This window comes from Mesorhizobium sp. 128a, assembly GCF_053848025.1.
In genome coordinates this window covers 24,807-43,279 of record NZ_JBSPKY010000033.1, presented here as the reverse complement: position 1 = coordinate 43,279, position 18,473 = coordinate 24,807, and the positions used below count along the sequence as shown (strand labels likewise).

The window sequence follows — 18,473 nt, the reverse complement described above, 5'->3', positions numbered from 1 at the left end:
CGCCGGCGATGGCAACCGTCGCTTCACGCGTCTTCTGCTGGTCCGGCCATCTGCTGAAGCCGTTCACCAAATCGGCCAACTCTGGATCCGAAAAATCCGTCGAGATTGCCGTCGCGGGCAACCACCGCGCCAGCGATGGCAAGCGTCGCTTCGCGCGTCTTCTGCTGGTCCGACATTGCGTCGGAGATGCGGTGCGGGCCTCCTTCGCGATAAGGACGCCCTGCTTGTCCGACCAACTCTCCGGTGCTGCCCATATTCCCTCTCCGATCCAGCAAAACGCATCGCCTAAAGCCTGTCAACAACAGGGCATCATTGGTTTGAGTGCGGTCACGCGAGCCTGCAACGGCATGCTTGAAAGCCGCAGCATTCACGCAACGGCAACTGCCTCGACAACGCCGCAATGAAAAGCTTCTTCGCCACTCGATCGCTCCGACAGCATCACAAGTCCGAAAGGGGGAGGACTATATCTGCTATTACAAACCAACGACCTCATCAGGCTGAAGCTCAAATGGCTGAGTCCTGTACAAAACGCCCATAAATCACTATGAACCCTACCGCTTTACGGGGCGAATCTACGGTTTTTTCATTGCGGTACAGATTGAGCGATATCGATCAGGCAGCGTTCGAAATCCAGTTCAAAAGAGCTGTCTTCGGTTTGGCGCCGACCGAGAAATCGGCCACTTCGCCGCCCTTGAAGATCGCGAGCGTCGGAATGGAGCGCACGCCCAATTGGGCGGCGAGTTCCGGGTTTTCATCGATGTTGAGCTTGGCGACCTTGATCTTGCCTTCCATCTCGACGGAGATTTCCTCGAGGCTCGGAGCAATCATCTTGCAGGGATCGCACCATTCGGCCCAGAAATCGACGACGACGGGTGCTGCGGATTCCAGAACTTCCGACTGGAAGTTATTGATATCGACTTTCACGGTAGCCATGGCTGCTCCTTTGACCGAAGAAGATGTTGAATCACATGTGACGGTGCGGTGCAGAATTTTCAATTGTCAACCCGACGCTGAAATGGACCCGCGGAGCGGGACCGCTTGAACCGGTTTGTTAGTTGGAAACTGACTGCTCCTGATTCTCTTCTATCACGCTGCCACAGACTCTGTCTGCTGCAGCTGCTGTGGGCATGTGGTCAACGCATCAGCGTTGTCCACCATGTCCACAGCCTTCGCAGCCCGCATGGCGACGAGATAAAGAAAGCCGCGGCCGATGGGCAGATACGTGATGTCGGCCGCCCAAACCTGGTTGGCCGGTCGATCGTCAAGTTGCGCAACAGATAGGGATAGATCTTGTGGCCCCGCTCCGGCCTCGTCGTGTTCGGCCTTGGTCCCAGCGCCGCGATGCCCATCTTGCGCATCAACCGCTGCACGCGCTTGCGATTGACCTGAAGCCCCTCAGCCTTCAGCATCGCGGTCATTCGCCGCGAGCCCAGGAACGGCCAGGCGGTGAACAACTCGTCGATCCGCCGCATCAGGGCAAGGTTGTTGTCGTTGGCCGGCCGTGATGGCCGGCAGACCCCAGAGCGCGCGATGCCAAGCAACATGCATTGCCGGCGTATCGACAGCGCCATGTCGGCGCGATCGAGCATCCTAGACGGTCCGGCGTGCTCATCTTCCGGACCTCCGCGCTAAAAAATCGCGCTCGACTGTCAGTTGCCCAATCTTGGCGTGCAGCTTCTCGATCTCGCGTTCGCGAGCGTCCTCGCTCTCCCGCCCGATACCCGCGTCAAAGGCCCGAGCCGCCTGGTCCAGCAGTTGCTTCTTCCAGGCATAGATCTGGTTCGGGTGAACCTCATAGCGCTGGGCCAGATCGGCCACCGTCGCCTGTTCCCGCACCGCTTCTAGCGCGATCTTTGCCTTCAGTGCCGCGTCGATCTTGCGTCTCGTCTTCGTCGTCATCATGCGCTCCGTCTATCAAACGGAGCAGCCCCGTCCAACTAAGCACGCGGTCCCAAAATCGGGTCCATTTCAGCCCGGCAGGCCCAGCAATTTCTCGCCACTCATTCTCCGATCCACAGCCACTTCCAGCTCCGCCGTCATCGCCTCTCTGCCAGTGAGTATCGGGCTGCCCGCGATCGCGCCTTCGCCACCTGGCGCGATGTCGCCGGTGCCGTGCTTGTAGGCTGCACGTGCGGCAGCTGTGCCGATCAGGCGTCAAGTTGACAGTACCTCGACGAGGCTACCTTCATAACGGCTTGGCCCTCAATGGACTTCGCAACGACACAAGCCGTTATGAATGCCGACGGGAATGACGGTGTTCACGAATGTGAGCCGTAACAATGTCAGCAGGGTTATCAAGGCACCAAAAAGATCGAGCCCGAGGGTGCGGGCCGTCTCCTCCTGCATGCGAAATATCGAGACCCTGAACGATCCAGACGCCGGGCGTGTCGAAGGTCAGCAGCATCGCTGGCAGTCGCCGAGGCTAGAGAGAAGGCTGCCGAGCTGATTGATGCCAACGGTTCAGATCAGCCCAATCGTCGAAAGGGCGATGTTGAGATATTCTAAGCGACAGTGCCGGATCCGGTCGCCATCGGATTAACCCTGGAATAGCGAGAGCTGGCGTCACTCACGAGCAGGGATGCAGCCCGCGAGAAGTTTCATAACGATGTCGTGGGGCCAACTCCGCTAAGGCCCCGATGGCCTTCGCGTCTTTGAGATTATGCGGCTCAGCTCGGTCTGCCCTTGATAGTAATGCAGATATGCATTATCTCCTGAGTGGCCAAACCGGGGTTGAGTGACATGACGACTTTGACCGTAACCGCACGTGGACAGGTGACGTTCCGCAAAGACGTGCTGCAGCATTTGGGTATCAGGCCGGGCGAGAAGATCGAACTCGATCTGCTGCCGGACGGACGGGCGGAACTGAAGGCGGCGCGGGCGAAGGGATCGTTCCGGGACCTGCATGGGTTTCTCAAAGGCAAGACGAATGGCCGCGTGCTCAGCATCGAGGAGATTAATGAGGCGATAGCAGAGGCTGGCGCCTCGGCCGGGGCTGGCAAGGAATGAAGGTCACCGCGGATACAAACGTGCTATTGCGTGCATATGTGGCTGATGATGAAGAGCAGGCAGCGGTTGCCGTGGACTTGCTCGCCAAGGCTGACATAGTGGCTGTGAGCCTGCAGGCTCTGTGCGAGTTTGCATGGGTCCTCGCCCGCCAATATCAGACTGCGCACGGGGACATTGTCTCCGCGATCAGCGCGCTGCTGAACACCGCGAATGTCGTCATGAACCGGCCAGCAGTCGAGGCAGGGCTGGCGCTGCTGGAGGCTGGCGGCGATTTCGCCGACGGTGTGATCGCCTTCGACGGCGGTTGGCTCGGTGGGGAGACATTCGTCTCTTTTGACCGGAAGGCGGTCAAATTGCTTTCGGCACAAGGACAAGCGGCCCAGCTTCTTTCCTAGACTCTTTCCCGAGGCAGCGTGCTTGGTCGCGCTGCGATCCATGTACAATGACGATGATTTGCCACCGGCGTCGCGCCTTCACGGCTGGAAGGACTGCCATTTCCCTTTTTCGAGGATCGCTGAAAAGCCCTACGCCTAAACCGGGTTATTGTGGGCCTTTTGTCGTATTTTCGAAGCGCATTGCAGAGGATGGCACCTCAACCGCGCAAAGAGAAGGCAACGGAGCTGATCGCTCACCTATCGCCACGGCTCGCAAAGCTGTGGCATTCGGCGGCCCAACGCGTGACAATGGCAAACGGTTAAGTGCGTTAGGGCGGCGCAGACTGTGACGCTCGACAAAGGGATCATTCTCCAGGGGATCATTATCATCTACCCGGCGGTCGGGAGGCCCGGCGGTTGAAGTCGAAAACGGCCAGCAGGCCGCCGGCAACATGGTTTCCGAAGCGATTGATCTGGCATCTCGATCTGAGCCTCGGCCGAGAGACGGTTTGCAATTCGTTCGGGATTTTGGCTCCCACAGGGACCTTCGTGATCGCGTGGCCCATATATCGCCGAGCGCCGAGGCGAGCCGGTCGAGGCTCTTGGACACCCACAACAGTGGACGCCCCGGATCGCCTCGCGTCGCCGGCTCGACGAGGCGTTTGAGATCGTCCAGCAGCGTCGCATCACGCTCGGTTGCCGGCGCACCCGGCCGCGCGGCAGCGACGGCGCGTCGAGGTCCTTCAGGCCGCGCCCGATCGTCGAGCGAGCCAGCCTCGTGATCACCGAGACAACGGCAAGCCCACCCCAGCCCGCCGCGCGCGCCTCACTCGCGGCGAACACCCGCCGGCCCTGCTCGTCCCGCTTCGAGCCGTCCGCCTCCCACCGCTGCCGTATCCCCTCTCGGTCGATCATGGGGTCAGAACAAGAACTGCTCGAAATCATACGCTCGAGCTCGCCGCGGCGGACACCAAGCGTCCTCAGCGCAGTCGAGCTGAGGTCGACCAGCACCAGGTCGCGCTGGCACGTCACCGTCGAATAGACTTGCTCAGCGAGCTTCGCTTGGTCGAAGGTCTTCAACCCCGGTGCGAATGGCACGTCGTGGAATACCGTCTCCATCGCAGCGCAGTCGAAGGTCGTGCCGCCATAAAGCGTCGGGATGCCTGCGCCGGCCGCGTTCTGAATTGGGCTGAATCGTGCGTTGCCCTTGACGCCCGGATTGAAAGCACCCCCTCCGCAGAGGCTGAGGTGGATTCGGTGAATGACCCGGCCACGTGGCCAGGTCATTGTCTTCACCAGTGTGCCGAGGTCGGGGACCGTTGTGCCCGCGACAAGCAGGCGTCGCGTCCGCAACTTCCTTTCAACCATGGACTACGCCGGCCACCTCGTCTTCGCGATCGTGCGCGGCGCTTCCGCGTGGCGAGCCATTCGAGAGGTTTTGGCTCGTTTTGCCAGACCGGTTTCCCGGCGCAGCTGACAGGCGTCCAGCGCCTCCTGTTTGATCTTGATGCTGATCTCGGCATATCAGACGCGAGCTTACCAACTACGGTTTCGGCGCCCCCTCATTCAGTTCAAGAGCATAACCGATGCCCCGTACCGTCCTGATAAGTAGCGTCGCACCGGACTGGCCCAAAAGCGCGCGTAAGCGATGGATTCCGACTTCAAGTGCGTTGCTCGTGACTTCGTCGTCGAAGGCATAGAGACTGCCCACCAGGAGCTCGCGCGGCAAAGTGCGACCGGCGCGTTTGAGCAGATGCTCAAGAATGCACAGTTCGCGTCGCGGGATCTTTAGCGGCTGACCACCGACGGAGACCTGGCGGCCGATCGGATCGAATGTGAGATTGCCAAATGTAACGATTGGGTCGGCCACGTGCGCTGATCGCCGCAGAACGGCTCGTATTCGGGCGATGAGCTCATCAGTCGAGACAGGCTTAGGCAAGAAATCGTCCGCGCCCCCGTTGAAAATCGCGATTCGCTTATCGAGTTCATCGAGGCTGCTCATTATGATGGCAGGAATCGTATGCCCCTCGCGCCTCAACTGCCTCAGCCAGTCTAACCCATCTCCATCCGGCAAGGCTAACTCGAGCAGAATAATTTCATAGCGCGCGCAACCAACTGCAAGTGAGGCCTCCTCGAGAGTAGCCACCACATCAACGGTGAAACCGCGGTCCAAGAGCGCTCCTTGCATTACCGGGGTAAGCTTTGCATGATGATCAACGAGTAGCGTTCGCATTTCGCCTCCTATCAAGAGGCTTGGCACGGGAAGCGTTGTTGGGCGCTGTTGAGGTGTGGAGCATTTTTTGAACTGGAGGGACGCGATGTCGGCCTGTCCTTGCGAGGCATTGGCCGGCGTTGCAGAGCCTGCGGCCACCCTTTTGGTGGATATCGGGCATGCGCGGCCTCATGCCGGCTTCGCTTACGGATAGAGGATTGATGATACCCGCTGCAGATTGTGGCCACAGGCCGCGAGCACGCACTTTGCGGTTCGCGGCTGCGAACACAGGCGGCTGGAGCGCCCCTTTAACTCGGCATAAGGCCCCTCGACCGGCGATGAGGACGAAGCGAAAGGCGAGCTGGGGACGTTGGAGCTCTCGTAGCATGTTCTCTCCGGCGGTGCGTGGCTGAGCTGAAACTGCTATCCACAAGTCTCCAAAAGGTCGTGTTCCAAAGGGAACCCGCCATCATCTCCTTGGCCGTCGAAACGAGGCAAATCGCACGCCGACTGCGAAGACCGAAGGTTCATTCCTCGTCCTCACAACAGGTTGGCGACTGGCGCCGAACTTGTTGGCAGCCATCGAAATGATTGGCGTTTTGTGCAGCGCTCCCCGGACGGCCAGACCGCCAGATCAGAAAGAGCACGCTTGCGACATAGCCTGCCTGGAAAACCAGCGCACAGGTTAGCGTCTTGACGATTACCGCTCGGATGGAATGCGAGGCGAGGTAAACAATGAGAGCGTTGGCGGGTAGGACTAACGCCATGACGTGGCAAAACATTCTGAGGGGCACTGACGTTCTCCTGGCTTGTCCGTCAGTCATGCTGCGGGGTATTCGGCCGCAAGGAGGGTCTGGCAGTTGTTCGGACAGATGCGAGCCCGGGCTCCGCAGCCGATGCAGCGGCCGGCATGATCGACGACCATGATCATGCGATTGAGCTCGCCTTCGAAGTCGTCCTCGTCGTCGCAAACGCCGAGGATTTCACCCGGGTCATCGACGCCATAAAGCGGCATGGCTCCGCGCGAGCAGGCTCTGAGCAGCGGCCGCGGCCGATGCAGATCGCGCCATTGATAGTGGTCAGATAATCTGGCATCCATCTCCACGCAGCGAGGTTCTCTCTTTGCAGCGTGCCAACTCGGCAAAAACGTCGAACGTTTTCCCGGTGACAGTCCTTAACTCTGCGCCAGCCGACCGGGAGGTCCTCGGCAAGGCCGTGCAAGTCATCATCAGGGACGCCGAAAAATAGCCACGTCTGCGATCTCAGTCGCATCGGCTGCGTTCAGATCCACGGCTTTCAATAGGCCAGCGCCCCGTCTTGGACACATGCTCTAAGAGGGCTAGCTTTCGAGAAGCTGACGAATCTCAAAGGAATTACGCTAGGGGGAACGCAGGAGCTGTGAGGCGAATAGGTCCGTTTCTGTGGAAACGCTCTACGATCAGCCTCTCAGAAAGCCCCATCTGGATCCTATGAGTTCTGACCCCTCACAGGATCGTGACCGCTGCCCGGGGAGAGGAATTTTGTCCGCCGATGTCATTTGTGCATGTTGTGTCGCAAAGAAAATCGTGGTGAGAGGTAACCGGTAGCCCAGCCTTCAATGCCGCCCCTTCAAGTCACGGTCTTGTAGGAAACACTGAACCAACCGCAAAATTGATTGTTTGAATGAAAAACATCCACGCCGTGGATGGTTGGGTAGCATTCATCTGAACCCTCAGCAGCTCGACTGTCAGAGGTCGCGGCATTCAAATTCCGGCCGACGGTACAAAGCTCGCCACATCATTAATTCACCTTCCGCAGTGCCGCTGCCGCATGCCCGCCTGGAAGTGACGAGTTACGACTGTAACCGGATTTAGTCCCTAGCGGTCGAGTCGGTTTCGCGCTCATCCAGAGAGATTTCTCGGACCACGCGACAAGGGTTGCCGGCTGCAAACACTCCGGCTGGAATGTCACGTGTTACGACGCTGCCTGCACCGATCACAGTGCCTGATCCGATCGTGACTCCAGGCTGGATGATTGCCCCGCCCCCCACCCATACGTCTGATCCAATCTCAACCGGCTTCCCGTACAGCTGTTTCCGGCGAAGGGCAGCATCAAGTGGATGCATCGGCGTCAGGATTTGGACGCCCGGACCAAAAAGCACGTAGTCACCTATTCGAACTCGACAGGCATCGAGAACTATGCAGTTAAAATTGAAAAAGACTTGCACGCCTAACTCTATGTTGGAGCCGTAATCGCAGAAAAATGGAGGTTGTATCGAAACAGTGTCGCCGCCTTTACCGAAAATTTGCTTGCAAAGATGCCGACGAAGATCGCCGTCCCAATCACTGGTGGAGTTTATCTTCCGGCACAAAGCTCTCACCCTGTATCTCTCTGCGACGAGAGCGGGGTCGAGAACGTCGTAAGGCTCTCCTGACAGCATTTTTTCGGTTTCGGTGCGCAGGTTCATTTAAATCGCTCTCAATGTAAGAGGCATCGCCTGTCTGGTTCTGAATCGGCAAAGCGCTAGTTTCCGACTGCAAGTGCATTCGCGATGGAAGCTTGGGAAAGCGACATCCGGAGCTCTTGCGAATGGAGCTCTCGCACAATGGAATTGCCGTCGCGCCGCCACGCATCGCCACCGCCGTTCCGGTGAGTTCGAAATACTAGGACAGTCCAGTTCACTTTCGCAGCCCAGCCCCCAGCGCAGTCGAGCGCGCATGTACAGGCTTCGACTCTCTTGCTGTTTTGATAAGGCCATCTTTCGCGAGTCGGGCTATCGACACTCATCCATATGGGCACGGTCCTAGTCCTTGAAACTGCTTTGCTAGCGCAGAATTTCCCCAGTTGTAAAATCGATTGCTTCAATGGCGGCGATCAACGGAATGGATGGCTAAGAGCACCCCGCCAACAACGCGGCGATGAAGCTGCTCGTCTGGTTGATTTACCCGCCGCGGATTGGAAACCTTCCCGGGCGAGCGGTCCGAAGCCAAGACCCAGTTCGCCGTGATTTCCCGGGAGGAGGGTTCGACCGGCAATGAGGAAAGCCAGCTTGGCGCGGCGCGAGATTGAGTTGGACCTGCTCGTGACCAATACGACCTCGCAGCATGCGACAGCCACCAATGGCCGCACACATATCGTACTCAACCAAGCTCCAGGCTCTTCGAAAGATTTCCCTCACGCGAACCGGAGCGTCCACACACGCTGGTGCTCAGGATGTCACTGAAGGTCGGAACCAGCAACCTGGTGGACATGGCGCAGGGACGGCTCACCGTTTATCGGTCCGTCGATCAGCCAAGGCGTGCCTATCAGGGCGCGGCACCGCCAGGAAGATCTATGATCGTCAGCCGCCCATCAAAGCGCGGCCTCGGCTAAACGCCAACCACCAATGCCCCACCGGAAAGGCCGGCACCGGCCGCCGCCAGCAGTAATTTCTGGCCCGGCTTAATCGGATTGCTGCTGTGCGCGATTGATAGCGACAGCGGGATCGTCGCGGCTGAAGAGTTGCCATAGTCGCCGATGGTTTTGACGATGCGCCCATCCTCGATGCCGAGGAACCTGCCGACCGCGTCGAAGATACGGGCGTTTGCCTGGTGGGGCACAAAGCGGTCCACATCTGACGCCGAGAGGCCGGCTCCCACCAGCGCCTGACTGGAGCAGCGGCTCATCATCTCGACGGCCTTGACGAAGACCTCGCGGCCGTTGCCTATGGTCATACGGGTTTCGACGACATCGATCTCCTCAGAAAATGGGCAGTTGCTGCCTCCCGCCGGAATTTGGATCAGGCCATAAGCGGAGCCGTCCGAGGCTAACGAGGAACCCAGGATGCCAAGATCGGGATTCTCACAAGGGGCAAGCACCACCGCACCAGCTGCGTCGGCGAAAAGCACGGCGCTTGCCCGCTCGGCCGGGTTGATCCTGCGGCTCAATATGTTGGCTGCAATAACGATGGCTGGCTTGTTGTGCAGGCGGACAAAGCCATCAGCGAAGGTCATGGCATAGACGAATCCCGCGCACGCACCGGCAAGGTCCACTGCCCCGGCATTTTCGAGGCCGAGCCTGTACGCCACCAGCGGCGCACTCGGCGGCAGCAGATGATCAGGTGTCGAGGTGGCGAGCAGAAGCAGGCCAATGTCCTTGCGATCAACACTGGCTGCCTCCAGCGCCATGTCGCCAGCTTTGGCCGCCAGTCCAGAGAGAGTGTCCTCCCGTTCTGCCCAGAAGCGCGATCGAATTCCGGTGCGCCCCTCGATCCAGCCTGTCTCCAGTCCCAGGCTCGCCTCGATCTCGGCATTGCCCACCTTGCGCGCCGGCACATGATGACCAAGGCCCATGATGCGCGCCGTGCGGTTCATACGCTGTCGCTCGCAAGCTCGGCGGCCTCGTCGATTGCATTATAGAGCTGGTCGAGTTCGTCCGATGTCACGCAATAAGGCGGCAGCACGTAGATGACATTGCCGAGCGGTCGGACGAGCAATCCGCGTTCGAGGAAGAAGGCGCGAAGCCTTGGGCCGACCTCGGCCAGATAGCCCGAAGCGCCTACGCGCAGGTCGAGGGCGGCAATGGTGCCGGTGGTGCGCACATCCTCAAACCGCCGATCCTCCGTGAACCGTCTAATTTTCTCCGTCTGCATCCGCGATAGGGCAGCCATGCGCTCCGCTGCGGGCTCATCCTTCCAGATGCCGACATTCGCGAGTGCTGCAGCGCAAGCAATCGGATTCGCCGTGAAAGAACTAGAATGGAAGAATGTCTTGGCCCGATCCCTGGAGAAATGCGCACGGAAGATCGCATCGCTGGCAAGCGTCGCTGCAAGCGGCAACGAGCCGCCGGTCAGCCCCTTCGAGGTGCACAATATGTCGGGCGCGATCCCGGCCGCCTCGCAAGCGAACAGGGTTCCGGTCCGCCCCCAACCAGTCATGACTTCGTCGGCGATGAAAAGCGTTTCACAACGCTCGGCGATGCGCTTGAGTTCGGTTAGAACCCAGGCGGGATACATGAGCATGCCGCCCGCGCCGAGCACCAGCGGCTCGACGATGAGCGCGGCAACGCCGCGGTCGCACGTCAGCTGTTCGAAGGCATCGAGCGTTTTCTGCTCCTGGCCCGCGGCTGGGAAGGGGATGGTGTCGACCGCAAACAGCAGGGGCTCGTATGCCGCATTGAAGACACCGCGCGCACCGACGCTCATCGTGCCGATCGTATCGCCGTGATAGCTGTGTTCCATGACGACGACGCGCGAACGCGGGGTGCCGTTGTTACGGTAAAAGCCGAGCGCCATTTTCAGTGCCACCTCGACACTTGTCGAGCCGCTGTCCGAATAGAAGACCCAGTCGAGCCCCGCGGGCGTGATGTGGACGAGTGCCGAGGCCAATTGCTCGGCCGGTTCGTGGCTGAGACCGGCAAAAATCACCTGGTCGAGAGTCTCGGTCGCGTCCTGGATCGCCGCCATGATCTTTGGATGGCGGTGGCCGTGGGTAACGACCCACCAGGAGGAGATTGCATCGAAAATGCGCCATCCGTCCGCTGTTTCCAGATAAGCGCCGCCGGTCCGCGCGATCAGCGGCATGGCCGGTTCGACCGCGTGCTGAGTGAAGGGGTGCCAGACAGCCGAGCGGTTCATGCCGCGATCTCATTGAAAGCCGCCATGTCGAAATGGGTGGTGATGGCGAGGCGGAGGGTGTCGGGTGTCAATGGGTCGAGCAGGGGCAGGCGGCCAAGCACGCGCACCTGGCCTATGCCGGCGATCGTGCACTCGGTGTCGGGCCTTGCTTCGCCGACGAAGGCAACACCAAGCAAGGATATGTCGCGGCGGCGCAGCGCCTCGATCGAGAGAAGCGTATGGTTGATCGTGCCGAGCGCGGTGCGCGCGCATAGCACGACCGAAGCTTGCCACCGGGCGAAAACGTCGATGAACAGGGTCTTGCGTGTGAGCGGTACCAGCAGGCCGCCGGCGCCCTCGACGATCAGCGGGCACTCGAGCTCGGGGAGGGTGAGCCGGTCGGGTTCAATCGTCACTCCCTCTAGCTCCGCGGCGCGGTGCGGCGACAGCGGCTTCGACAGACGGTAGGCTTCCGGCACGATCCGCTCAGGTGGCAGCGCTGCCAGGCGGGCGGCGGCCTCGCTGTCGGTCCCTCCGTCCAGCCCTGACTGAACGGGCTTCCAATAGGCGGCGCCAAGCACTCCGGCGAGGCCCGCGGAAACGACTGTTTTGCCGATCCCGGTATCGGTACCGGTGATGACAAAGGTCCTGCTCATATGTGCTCCCGTTCTTCGGCAAGTGCATCAAACAGCGCCGAAACATCGTGCTCGCTCACGTTCAGTGTCATTGACATCCGCAGCCGTGCCGTGCCTTCGGGCACGGTTGGCGGGCGGATGCCGCGCACGTCGAACCCGCGCATCTGCAGCGCCTGGGCCAACGCCATCGCACGCGCGTTGTCGCCGATAATGACGGGCAGGATCGGCGAGCCGCTTGCGGGCAAACCCAGCATCTGAATTTTCTGGCCGGCAAGAGCCACCAACTTGGCCAGGCGCTCGCGCCGCTCGGGTTCGTCGGCGAGGATGTCGAGTGCGGTTGCAGCCGCTAGTGCCATCAGCGGCGAGGAGGCGGTGGCATAAATGAACGGCCGGCAGCGGTTGATGAGATAGTCGCACAGCACCGCAGGCGCGGTGACGAGGGCGCCCGACGCTCCCAGCGCCTTGCCGCAGGTGTGAAGCACCAGGACATTATCGCGGCCCTCGAGATCGTGGGCGAGACCGCGCCCGGCCGGACCATAGACGCCAGTGGCGTGCGCCTCATCGATGTAGAGGAATGCGTCGTGACGGTCGGCGATCTCGATCAGTTGGCGGAGCGGAGCCCGGTCGCCATCCATGCTATAGAGGCTCTCGACCACGATCCAGGCGCGGCCCGCGCCGCCGGCCGCGCGCCAGGACTGTATTGCGTCTTCCGCCGCATTCGGATCGTTATGCCCGGCAATCTTCACCTCGGCACGACCGGCTTGCGCCCCCTCGTGCGCGCTGACATGGACGAGTTCGTCCAGCACGATCAGATCGCCCTTCTGGGGCAAGGTCGTCAGCACCGCGAAATTGGCGAGATAGCCGCCGCCGAAAAACAGCGCGCGCTCGGCGCCGAAAAAATCAGCTGCCTTGGCCTCCAGGGCCTCGTGCTCAGGCGTGTTGCCGCGCAACAGCCGCGAGCCGGTCGCACCGACAGGCGTGCCGGCAGCAAGCGCTTCCGTAAGCGCCCGCGCAATGCGCTTCGAGCGCGCCAGGCCGAGATAGTCGTTGGAGGCGAAGTCGAGCCCTGAGCGGGCGCTCAGGGTGCGCAACCGGTTCTTGCGGGCGAGCCCGCGCAGGCTGGCCTCGTAGCGGTCGAGCAAGGTTCGCCCGTTCACAGGGCTTCGCGCGCCACCGGCTTGATGCCGAGCCGGTGCAAGAGGGCACAGTCCTTGTCTTCTCCCGGATTCTCGGCGGTCAGCAAGGTGTCGCCAACGAAGATGGAGTTGGCGCCGGCGAAGAAGCACAGGGCCTGCATCTCGTCGCTCATCGCCGTGCGGCCGGCAGATAGGCGCACATCGGATTTTGGCATGAGGATGCGGGCGAGTGCGATGATCCGCACGAATTCGATCGGCTCGATCGGATCGGCCGCTGCCAACGGCGTGCCGGCGATCGGGATCAGCATGTTGATCGGCACGCTCTCGGGCGGCGATGGCAGGTTGGCGAGTGTAACCAGCATGTCGATGCGGTCGGCCTTCTCTTCGCCCATCCCGACAATGCCGCCGCAGCAGACATGGATGCCGGCCTCCCGGACATTGGCGAGCGTATCCAACCGGTCCGCAAAGGCCCGCGTCTTGATCACCTCGCTATAGTAGCGTTCCGAGGTGTCGATGTTGTGGTTATAGTAATCGAGGCCGGCCTGTTTGAGCTGGTGCGCCTGGTCGAGGTCCAGCATGCCGAGCGTCATGCAGGTCTCCATGCCGAGACCCTTCACGCCCTCGATCATGGCGACCAAGGCGTCCATGTCGCGAGCTTTTGGGCTGCGCCAGGCGGCTCCCATGCAGTAGCGTGTGGCGCCTGCGTCCCGGGCCTTCCTGGCCTCGGCGATGACGCCTTGAACCTCCATTAGCTTCGAGGCCCCGAGGCCCGATTCATGGTGCGCGGATTGGCTGCAATAGTTGCAATCTTCCGGGCAGCCGCCGGTCTTGATGCTAAGCAGGCGCGACAGCTGTACCTGGTTTCGCTCGAAATTCTGGCGATGGATCGTCTGCGCCAGGAACAGCAGGTCATTGAACGGCTGGTCGTGGATAGCCTCGGCCGCCTCGCGCGTCCACTGGGCGGACATTCCGTCGAATGAGCTCGCCGCAGCGTTCGGGTACAATTCGCTGTTCATTCCACCTCCATTTTGTCAAAAAGCGTTGGCTGTGAGTCCCGTTCAGCGGGGACGTCTTGGGCCTCGGTCGGCCTGGTCCCTCATGATCTTCCCACCAGCGCTGGTACGGGCAGGGGATTGCAAGCCTCGTCGAGGATGCGAAAGCTGTAGCCTCCATCACCATTGCGCCCGACCGAGTAGCCCAGTCGATCAACGATGCGATTGTCCTCGTCGAAGGTCAGCACGCGCGGCTTGAGCGCGATCAACTCCGCCTCGTGGATGTAGACCGAGTTGCAGATGATGACTTGATCGCCAGGCTGGCAGGTGCGCGCCGCGGCCCCGTTGAGGACACAGCAGCGCGATCCGCGCTGGCCAAGGATCACATAGGTGGAGATCCGTGCACCCGAATTCTTGTTCCAAATATCGACGAACTCCATCGGCACGATGCCTGCTTCCTCGCAATGGTCGGGGTCGAGCGTGATTGAGCCATGGTAGTTAAGGTTGGCTTCGGTGACGTAGATGCCGTGGAGCTTGCCGGCGATGATCTTACGCATTCCTTTGTTCTCCAGACAACTTTCTAAACCTACCCGCCTCGCGGTCCCTATTCGTGTCGGCGCCTGCCCGTGGGTTGCTTTTTCGCGGTGCACCGTTTGGGCGCGGAAGACCAGGTTCTTGGGCAGGGATCACCTTGGTATCTCATCGAAGAAGGCCCCCGCGGTCAAATTGGGTTCAGCTTCGTTGCATCGTGTCCTCGTGAATCATCGACTGGCTGGCCAGTGTTGTCGCGGACTGCTGATCCGCCACCTCTCGTTGAGGATCCGGAGACCGGTGCCAGAAAGGAGAGGGCAGTTTCCCGTGTTTCTAACGAAAGCTCCGTCTGCGCCATCGTCCGCTCAACCGATATCCTCAGCATGAACCGCTTGAAGCCAAGTGTTTCGACGCGGTCTTTTGTTTGTCGGATCGCCTCACCGCTTGAACCGTATAGCCCTTCAGCGCACGGGCTTTCGTCGGCAATCGGTGAAGATGCAACTGAAGACGAACTGGCGCAGCTTTGCCTGCGACCAAAGGCGTTCCTGGGATTCCGGTTCATGTCCTTTCCCTCAGTTCAAATGTCTGCTGCAATTCCGGTCCGCCGGCATGTCGAGGCCGATGTCGAGGATGGGAGCGCTGTGGGTGAGCCAGCCGGCCGAGATAAGATCGACGCCGGTCGCGGCAATTGCCGAAGCCGTTTTCGGCGTCACTCGACCGGAGGCCTCGGTGATGGCCCGGCCACCCACCATTGCCACCGCGCGGGCAAGCTCCTCGACCGACATGTTGTCGAGCAGCACGGCGTCCACTCCGACTTGTAGTGCCATCTCCAACTGGTCCAGCGTGTCGACCTCGACCTCGATCTTGACCATGTGGCCAACGGCGCTGCGCGCGCGCTCGATCGCGGTGCGGATGTCGCCGGCAATGGCGATGTGGTTGTCCTTGATGAGCACGGCGTCGTCGAGCGCGAAGCGGTGATTGGCGCCGCCGCCAGCGCGCACGGCATATTTCTCCAGCGCACGCAGGCCCGGTGTTGTCTTTCGCGTGCACACGATCTTTGCGTTATGGCCGCGCACCGCGTGGACGAGCGCGGCCGTGGCCGTTGCGATGCCGCTCAGCTTGCACAGAAAATTGAGCGCCGTTCTCTCGGCCGTTAACAGACTGCGCGCCGGCCCGTTAACGATGGCGATGGTTTCGCCGACTGACACTTTGCCGCCCTCGGGACAGCGCAACTGCATGCTGATCCCGGGATCGACCAGCAGGAAGGCAAACATCACCAGATCGAGCCCAGCAACAACACCGGCCTGCCGGGCATTCAACGCGAGCGTCGCCTTGCAATCGGCCGGGATGATCGCATCGCTCGTTAAGTCGCCGGCTCTGCCCATATCTTCCAGAAGGGCATTGCGGACAATGGGTTCCATGATGATCTGCGGAAGCGGTGCAAGGGAAGTCATATACAGCTCCGTTCGCATGCTTGCCAGTTGAGCGCGACGGCATTCTCAAAGGCTGTGCACAGCGTCAGTCGCGAGGGGAGGGCGGCAGCATCGCGCCCAGGGAAATCGGATCGGCAGTGCGAGCCGCGGCTCTCCTCGCGCCGGAATGCCGCGATCGCGATCAATAGCGCCACCAGTGCCGGGTCGGCCGCCGTCGTTTCGCCAACCGCGATCGGCAGAAGGGTAGAGATCGCCTCGCGAAGCACTTTGCCATTGCGAAAGATGCCGAGCGCATTGGAGACGACTTGGCGTATCGATGAAGGGTCGGGTCGCAGTGGAAGGATTGCGGGGAGCCTGGCCCATTGCCAGCCCGCGCAGGTGCCGGCGACGCTTGCCGCGACCCAGGCGGCTGTTGCCACCGCTTCGGCCAGCGAGTTGCTGGCGAGCCGGTTGGCGCCGTGCAGTCCGGTGCATGCAACCTCGCCGCAGGCCCATAGGCCGGAGACGGAACTGCGCCCTTCCGCGTCAACGGCCACGCCGCCCATGTGATAGTGGGCCGCGGGACGCACCGGGATCGGCTCCACGGCCGGATCGATGCCGGCTTGCTTGCAAGCCGCATCGATCGCCGGGAAACGTTTTGCGAATTTGGGGCCGAGGCATTGCCGGGCGTCGAGATAGACACGATGCCCGGCGGCGAGCTGATTGGCGATCGCCCGCGCGACCACGTCGCGCGATGCGAGTTCAGCGCCAGGTGTAGCGGCAAGAAAACGGTGACCGTATTCGTCCACCAGTACCGCGCCCTCGCCACGTACTGCTTCGCTTATAAGCGGCATTGGCCGGCGCGGCGTGTCGAGTGCTGTCGGGTGGAACTGTACGAATTCCAGGTCGGCAAGTTCCGCGCCGGCGCAGGCGGCAAGTGCCAGGCCGTGCCCGAAGGAAGAGAGTGGGTTCGTGGTGTCGCTGAAGAGGCCGCCGATACCGCCGGTCGCAAGCACCACACGCCGCGTGGGCAATGCAAACACGCCTGTGTGCAGCACAGTCAGCACACCGACAATGCTGCCCTCCGCGACAACCAGCCTATGGGCTGTCATGCCTTCCATGATCGTGATCGAACGTGTTCGCCGCGCCACGGCGAGTAGCGCCCGGAACAACTCGCGGCCGGTGGCGTCGCCGGCGGCGTGCACGATGCGGCGGCGTGAATGCGCCGCCTCTAGGCCGAGCCGCAGTTTCCCGTCCAGGGCGCGGTCGAAGGGAGCGCCCAGACGAATGAGGTGGTCAATGGCTTGAGGTACGGCCTCAACGACACGCCTGGCGATCGCTTCGTCGCAAAGCCCATCGCCGGCGGCAAGCGTATCGGCGAGGTGTAGCTCGGGACTGTCGTCCTCGCCGAGACTTGCCGCGAGCCCGCCCTGGGCGAGCGTGCTTGAGGCATCCGTTCCAAGTGGCGTCCTGGAGAGAAGGATGACCGGTTGCGGCGCCAGATGAAGTGCCGTCATCAGGCCCGCCAGGCCGGCGCCGACAATGACCGGCGCTCCGCGAATGTCATGGATGTCCGCCGTCATACGAAGAGCATGCGCTCGACGGCCCAGCGGGCCCGCTCGGCGACACGCGGATCGATGGTGACGACGTGACGGTTCTCCTCGAGCGCAGTCCGGATATTGGCGAGCGTGATGCGCTTCATGTGCGGGCACAGATTGCATGGGCGCACGAAATCGACGTCCGGATGCTCGACCGCGACGTTGTCGCTCATCGAGCATTCCGTCATCAGCACCACGCGCGCCGGCTTATGCCGCGCGACATAGTCCGACATCGCCGCAGTCGAGCCGGCGAAGTCGGCTTCGGCGACAACCTCCGGCGGACATTCGGGATGAGCAAGCACGGTGACGCCCGGATGCGCCTCCCGCAGTTCGCGGATGTCTGCCGGCGTGAAGCGCTCATGCACCTCGCAGTGGCCCTTCCAGGCGATGATCTCGACGTCCGTTTGAGCGGCGACGTTCCTCGCCAGATATTCGTCGGGGAGCATGATCACGCGCGGCACGCCGAGCGACTCGACCACAGCCCGCGCATTGCCCGAAGTGCAACAGATGTCTGCTTCGGCTTTCACAGAGGCGCCGGTATTGACATAGGTGACGACTGGAACACCGGGGTAACGCTCCCGCAGCAGCCGCACATCTGCGGGCGTGATCGAGTCGGCCAACGAGCAGCCGGCGCTGATATCCGGGATGAGCACGGTCTTGGCCGGATTAAGAAGCTTCGTCGTCTCGGCCATGAAATGCACGCCAGCGAGCACGATGACATCGGCGTCGACCGTCATTGCCTCCCGAGCGAGCGCCAGACTGTCGCCGACAATGTCGGCTACGCAGTGGAAGATCTCGGGCGTCTGATAGTTGTGAGCGAGGATCACGGCGTTGCGCTCGCGCTTGAGCGCCAGAATGGCGTCGATGTCGTCGGAAAACGCCGACCACTCGATCAGCGGAATCACGCGTTGGACGCGGTCGTACAAGGATGCGCTCGATGGCAACGCGGTGGTCATCGACACCTCCGATTATACTCGACCTGAATATAAGATGCATATTCTTGCG

General features: G+C 61.3%; 18 protein-coding genes and 3 pseudogenes. 3 read left to right on the top strand and 18 right to left on the bottom strand.

The annotated features are described in order from the left end of the window. On the top strand, positions 1-404 hold a 404-nt coding region (locus ACWTU9_RS31230), incomplete at its 5' end, for a hypothetical protein (protein ID WP_455861672.1). A 208-nt stretch (positions 405-612) separates the two neighbouring features. On the opposite strand, the gene trxA is transcribed toward ACWTU9_RS31230, so the two are convergent. The 3 genes and pseudogenes from trxA to ACWTU9_RS31215 form a co-directional block, all read right to left on the bottom strand. Continuing rightward, positions 613-933, bottom strand: a complete 321-nt coding sequence (gene trxA / locus ACWTU9_RS31225) for a thioredoxin (protein WP_183465445.1) — start codon at positions 931-933, stop codon at positions 613-615. A 246-nt stretch (positions 934-1,179) separates the two neighbouring features. Next, positions 1,180-1,475, bottom strand: a pseudogene (locus ACWTU9_RS31220) (IS3 family transposase); the annotation flags it as partial. A gap of 133 nt (positions 1,476-1,608) precedes the next feature. Next, on the bottom strand, positions 1,609-1,899 hold the full coding sequence (locus ACWTU9_RS31215) for a transposase (protein ID WP_455861671.1): 291 nt from the start codon (positions 1,897-1,899) through the stop codon (positions 1,609-1,611). Positions 1,900-2,739: 840 nt separating this feature from the next. On the opposite strand from ACWTU9_RS31215, the gene ACWTU9_RS31210 reads away from it, so the two are divergent. Both ACWTU9_RS31210 and ACWTU9_RS31205 read left to right on the top strand, forming a co-directional pair. After that, complete coding sequence (locus ACWTU9_RS31210) at positions 2,740-3,006, top strand: AbrB/MazE/SpoVT family DNA-binding domain-containing protein (protein WP_455861670.1); 267 nt, start codon at positions 2,740-2,742, stop codon at positions 3,004-3,006. After that, the gene (locus ACWTU9_RS31205) at positions 3,003-3,401 is read left to right on the top strand and encodes a type II toxin-antitoxin system VapC family toxin (protein ID WP_455861669.1); all 399 of its coding nucleotides are present in this window, start codon (positions 3,003-3,005) and stop codon (positions 3,399-3,401) included. The genes ACWTU9_RS31210 and ACWTU9_RS31205 overlap by 4 nt, the downstream gene beginning before the upstream one ends. A gap of 544 nt (positions 3,402-3,945) precedes the next feature. On the opposite strand, the pseudogene ACWTU9_RS31200 reads toward ACWTU9_RS31205, so the two are convergent. From ACWTU9_RS31200 to nadA, 15 genes and pseudogenes are all read right to left on the bottom strand, one after another. After that, a pseudogene (locus ACWTU9_RS31200) lies at positions 3,946-4,667 on the bottom strand (RES domain-containing protein); the annotation flags it as partial. A 256-nt stretch (positions 4,668-4,923) separates the two neighbouring features. Continuing rightward, positions 4,924-5,613: a response regulator gene (locus tag ACWTU9_RS31195; RefSeq protein WP_455861668.1), complete on the bottom strand. Its 690-nt coding sequence runs from the start codon at positions 5,611-5,613 to the stop codon at positions 4,924-4,926. A gap of 506 nt (positions 5,614-6,119) precedes the next feature. Beyond that, entirely contained in the window at positions 6,120-6,359 is a 240-nt protein-coding gene (locus ACWTU9_RS31190; protein ID WP_455861676.1) for an exopolysaccharide production repressor protein, read from the bottom strand. A 53-nt stretch (positions 6,360-6,412) separates the two neighbouring features. Continuing rightward, a pseudogene (gene fdxB, locus ACWTU9_RS31185) lies at positions 6,413-6,687 on the bottom strand (ferredoxin III, nif-specific). A 754-nt stretch (positions 6,688-7,441) separates the two neighbouring features. After that, positions 7,442-8,038 (bottom strand): sugar O-acetyltransferase, encoded by a 597-nt coding sequence (locus tag ACWTU9_RS31180; RefSeq protein ID WP_455861667.1) that lies wholly within the window; start codon positions 8,036-8,038, stop codon positions 7,442-7,444. A gap of 901 nt (positions 8,039-8,939) precedes the next feature. Then, positions 8,940-9,923, bottom strand: a complete 984-nt coding sequence (locus tag ACWTU9_RS31175; RefSeq protein ID WP_455861666.1) for a beta-ketoacyl-ACP synthase III — start codon at positions 9,921-9,923, stop codon at positions 8,940-8,942. Further along, positions 9,920-11,185, bottom strand: a complete 1,266-nt coding sequence (locus tag ACWTU9_RS31170) for an adenosylmethionine--8-amino-7-oxononanoate transaminase (RefSeq protein WP_455861665.1) — start codon at positions 11,183-11,185, stop codon at positions 9,920-9,922. The genes ACWTU9_RS31175 and ACWTU9_RS31170 overlap by 4 nt, the downstream gene beginning before the upstream one ends. Then, positions 11,182-11,820: a dethiobiotin synthase gene (gene bioD, locus ACWTU9_RS31165; RefSeq protein WP_455861664.1), complete on the bottom strand. Its 639-nt coding sequence runs from the start codon at positions 11,818-11,820 to the stop codon at positions 11,182-11,184. Before bioD ends, ACWTU9_RS31170 begins: the two co-directional genes overlap by 4 nt. Beyond that, positions 11,817-12,956: an 8-amino-7-oxononanoate synthase gene (locus tag ACWTU9_RS31160; protein ID WP_455861663.1), complete on the bottom strand. Its 1,140-nt coding sequence runs from the start codon at positions 12,954-12,956 to the stop codon at positions 11,817-11,819. Before ACWTU9_RS31160 ends, bioD begins: the two co-directional genes overlap by 4 nt. Further along, the gene (gene bioB / locus ACWTU9_RS31155; RefSeq protein ID WP_455861662.1) at positions 12,953-13,951 is read right to left on the bottom strand and encodes a biotin synthase BioB; all 999 of its coding nucleotides are present in this window, start codon (positions 13,949-13,951) and stop codon (positions 12,953-12,955) included. The genes ACWTU9_RS31160 and bioB overlap by 4 nt, the downstream gene beginning before the upstream one ends. Before the next feature lie 80 nt (positions 13,952-14,031). Further along, on the bottom strand, positions 14,032-14,484 hold the full coding sequence (gene panD, locus ACWTU9_RS31150) for an aspartate 1-decarboxylase (RefSeq protein WP_455861661.1): 453 nt from the start codon (positions 14,482-14,484) through the stop codon (positions 14,032-14,034). Between the two features lie 164 nt (positions 14,485-14,648). After that, positions 14,649-15,020, bottom strand: coding sequence for a hypothetical protein (locus ACWTU9_RS31145; protein WP_455861660.1), 372 nt, complete (start codon positions 15,018-15,020; stop codon positions 14,649-14,651). Between the two features lie 10 nt (positions 15,021-15,030). Continuing rightward, on the bottom strand, positions 15,031-15,912 hold the full coding sequence (gene nadC, locus ACWTU9_RS31140; RefSeq protein ID WP_455861675.1) for a carboxylating nicotinate-nucleotide diphosphorylase: 882 nt from the start codon (positions 15,910-15,912) through the stop codon (positions 15,031-15,033). Then, the gene (locus tag ACWTU9_RS31135; RefSeq protein ID WP_455861659.1) at positions 15,909-17,453 is read right to left on the bottom strand and encodes an L-aspartate oxidase; all 1,545 of its coding nucleotides are present in this window, start codon (positions 17,451-17,453) and stop codon (positions 15,909-15,911) included. The genes nadC and ACWTU9_RS31135 overlap by 4 nt, the downstream gene beginning before the upstream one ends. Further along, positions 17,450-18,424: a quinolinate synthase NadA gene (gene nadA / locus ACWTU9_RS31130; protein WP_455861658.1), complete on the bottom strand. Its 975-nt coding sequence runs from the start codon at positions 18,422-18,424 to the stop codon at positions 17,450-17,452. Before nadA ends, ACWTU9_RS31135 begins: the two co-directional genes overlap by 4 nt. Positions 18,425-18,473 lie beyond the last annotated feature (49 nt).

Bases quoted from the DNA above. Each gene is read 5' to 3' on its own strand.
- ACWTU9_RS31175 (WP_455861666.1), bottom strand. From the start codon at position 9,923: ATGAACCGCACGGCGCGCATCATGGGCCTTGGTCATCATGTGCCGGCG.
- ACWTU9_RS31210 (WP_455861670.1), top strand. From the start codon at position 2,740: ATGACGACTTTGACCGTAACCGCACGTGGACAGGTGACGTTCCGCAAA.
- ACWTU9_RS31215 (WP_455861671.1), bottom strand. From the start codon at position 1,899: ATGACGACGAAGACGAGACGCAAGATCGACGCGGCACTGAAGGCAAAG.
- ACWTU9_RS31205 (WP_455861669.1), top strand. From the start codon at position 3,003: ATGAAGGTCACCGCGGATACAAACGTGCTATTGCGTGCATATGTGGCT.
- ACWTU9_RS31195 (WP_455861668.1), bottom strand. From the start codon at position 5,613: ATGCGAACGCTACTCGTTGATCATCATGCAAAGCTTACCCCGGTAATG.
- ACWTU9_RS31180 (WP_455861667.1), bottom strand. From the start codon at position 8,038: ATGAACCTGCGCACCGAAACCGAAAAAATGCTGTCAGGAGAGCCTTAC.
- bioB (WP_455861662.1), bottom strand. From the start codon at position 13,951: ATGAACAGCGAATTGTACCCGAACGCTGCGGCGAGCTCATTCGACGGA.
- nadA (WP_455861658.1), bottom strand. From the start codon at position 18,424: ATGACCACCGCGTTGCCATCGAGCGCATCCTTGTACGACCGCGTCCAA.
- ACWTU9_RS31170 (WP_455861665.1), bottom strand. From the start codon at position 11,185: ATGAACCGCTCGGCTGTCTGGCACCCCTTCACTCAGCACGCGGTCGAA.
- ACWTU9_RS31135 (WP_455861659.1), bottom strand. From the start codon at position 17,453: ATGACGGCGGACATCCATGACATTCGCGGAGCGCCGGTCATTGTCGGC.
- panD (WP_455861661.1), bottom strand. From the start codon at position 14,484: ATGCGTAAGATCATCGCCGGCAAGCTCCACGGCATCTACGTCACCGAA.
- ACWTU9_RS31145 (WP_455861660.1), bottom strand. From the start codon at position 15,020: ATGAACCGGAATCCCAGGAACGCCTTTGGTCGCAGGCAAAGCTGCGCC.
- bioD (WP_455861664.1), bottom strand. From the start codon at position 11,820: ATGAGCAGGACCTTTGTCATCACCGGTACCGATACCGGGATCGGCAAA.
- nadC (WP_455861675.1), bottom strand. From the start codon at position 15,912: ATGACTTCCCTTGCACCGCTTCCGCAGATCATCATGGAACCCATTGTC.
- trxA (WP_183465445.1), bottom strand. From the start codon at position 933: ATGGCTACCGTGAAAGTCGATATCAATAACTTCCAGTCGGAAGTTCTG.
- ACWTU9_RS31190 (WP_455861676.1), bottom strand. From the start codon at position 6,359: ATGGCGTTAGTCCTACCCGCCAACGCTCTCATTGTTTACCTCGCCTCG.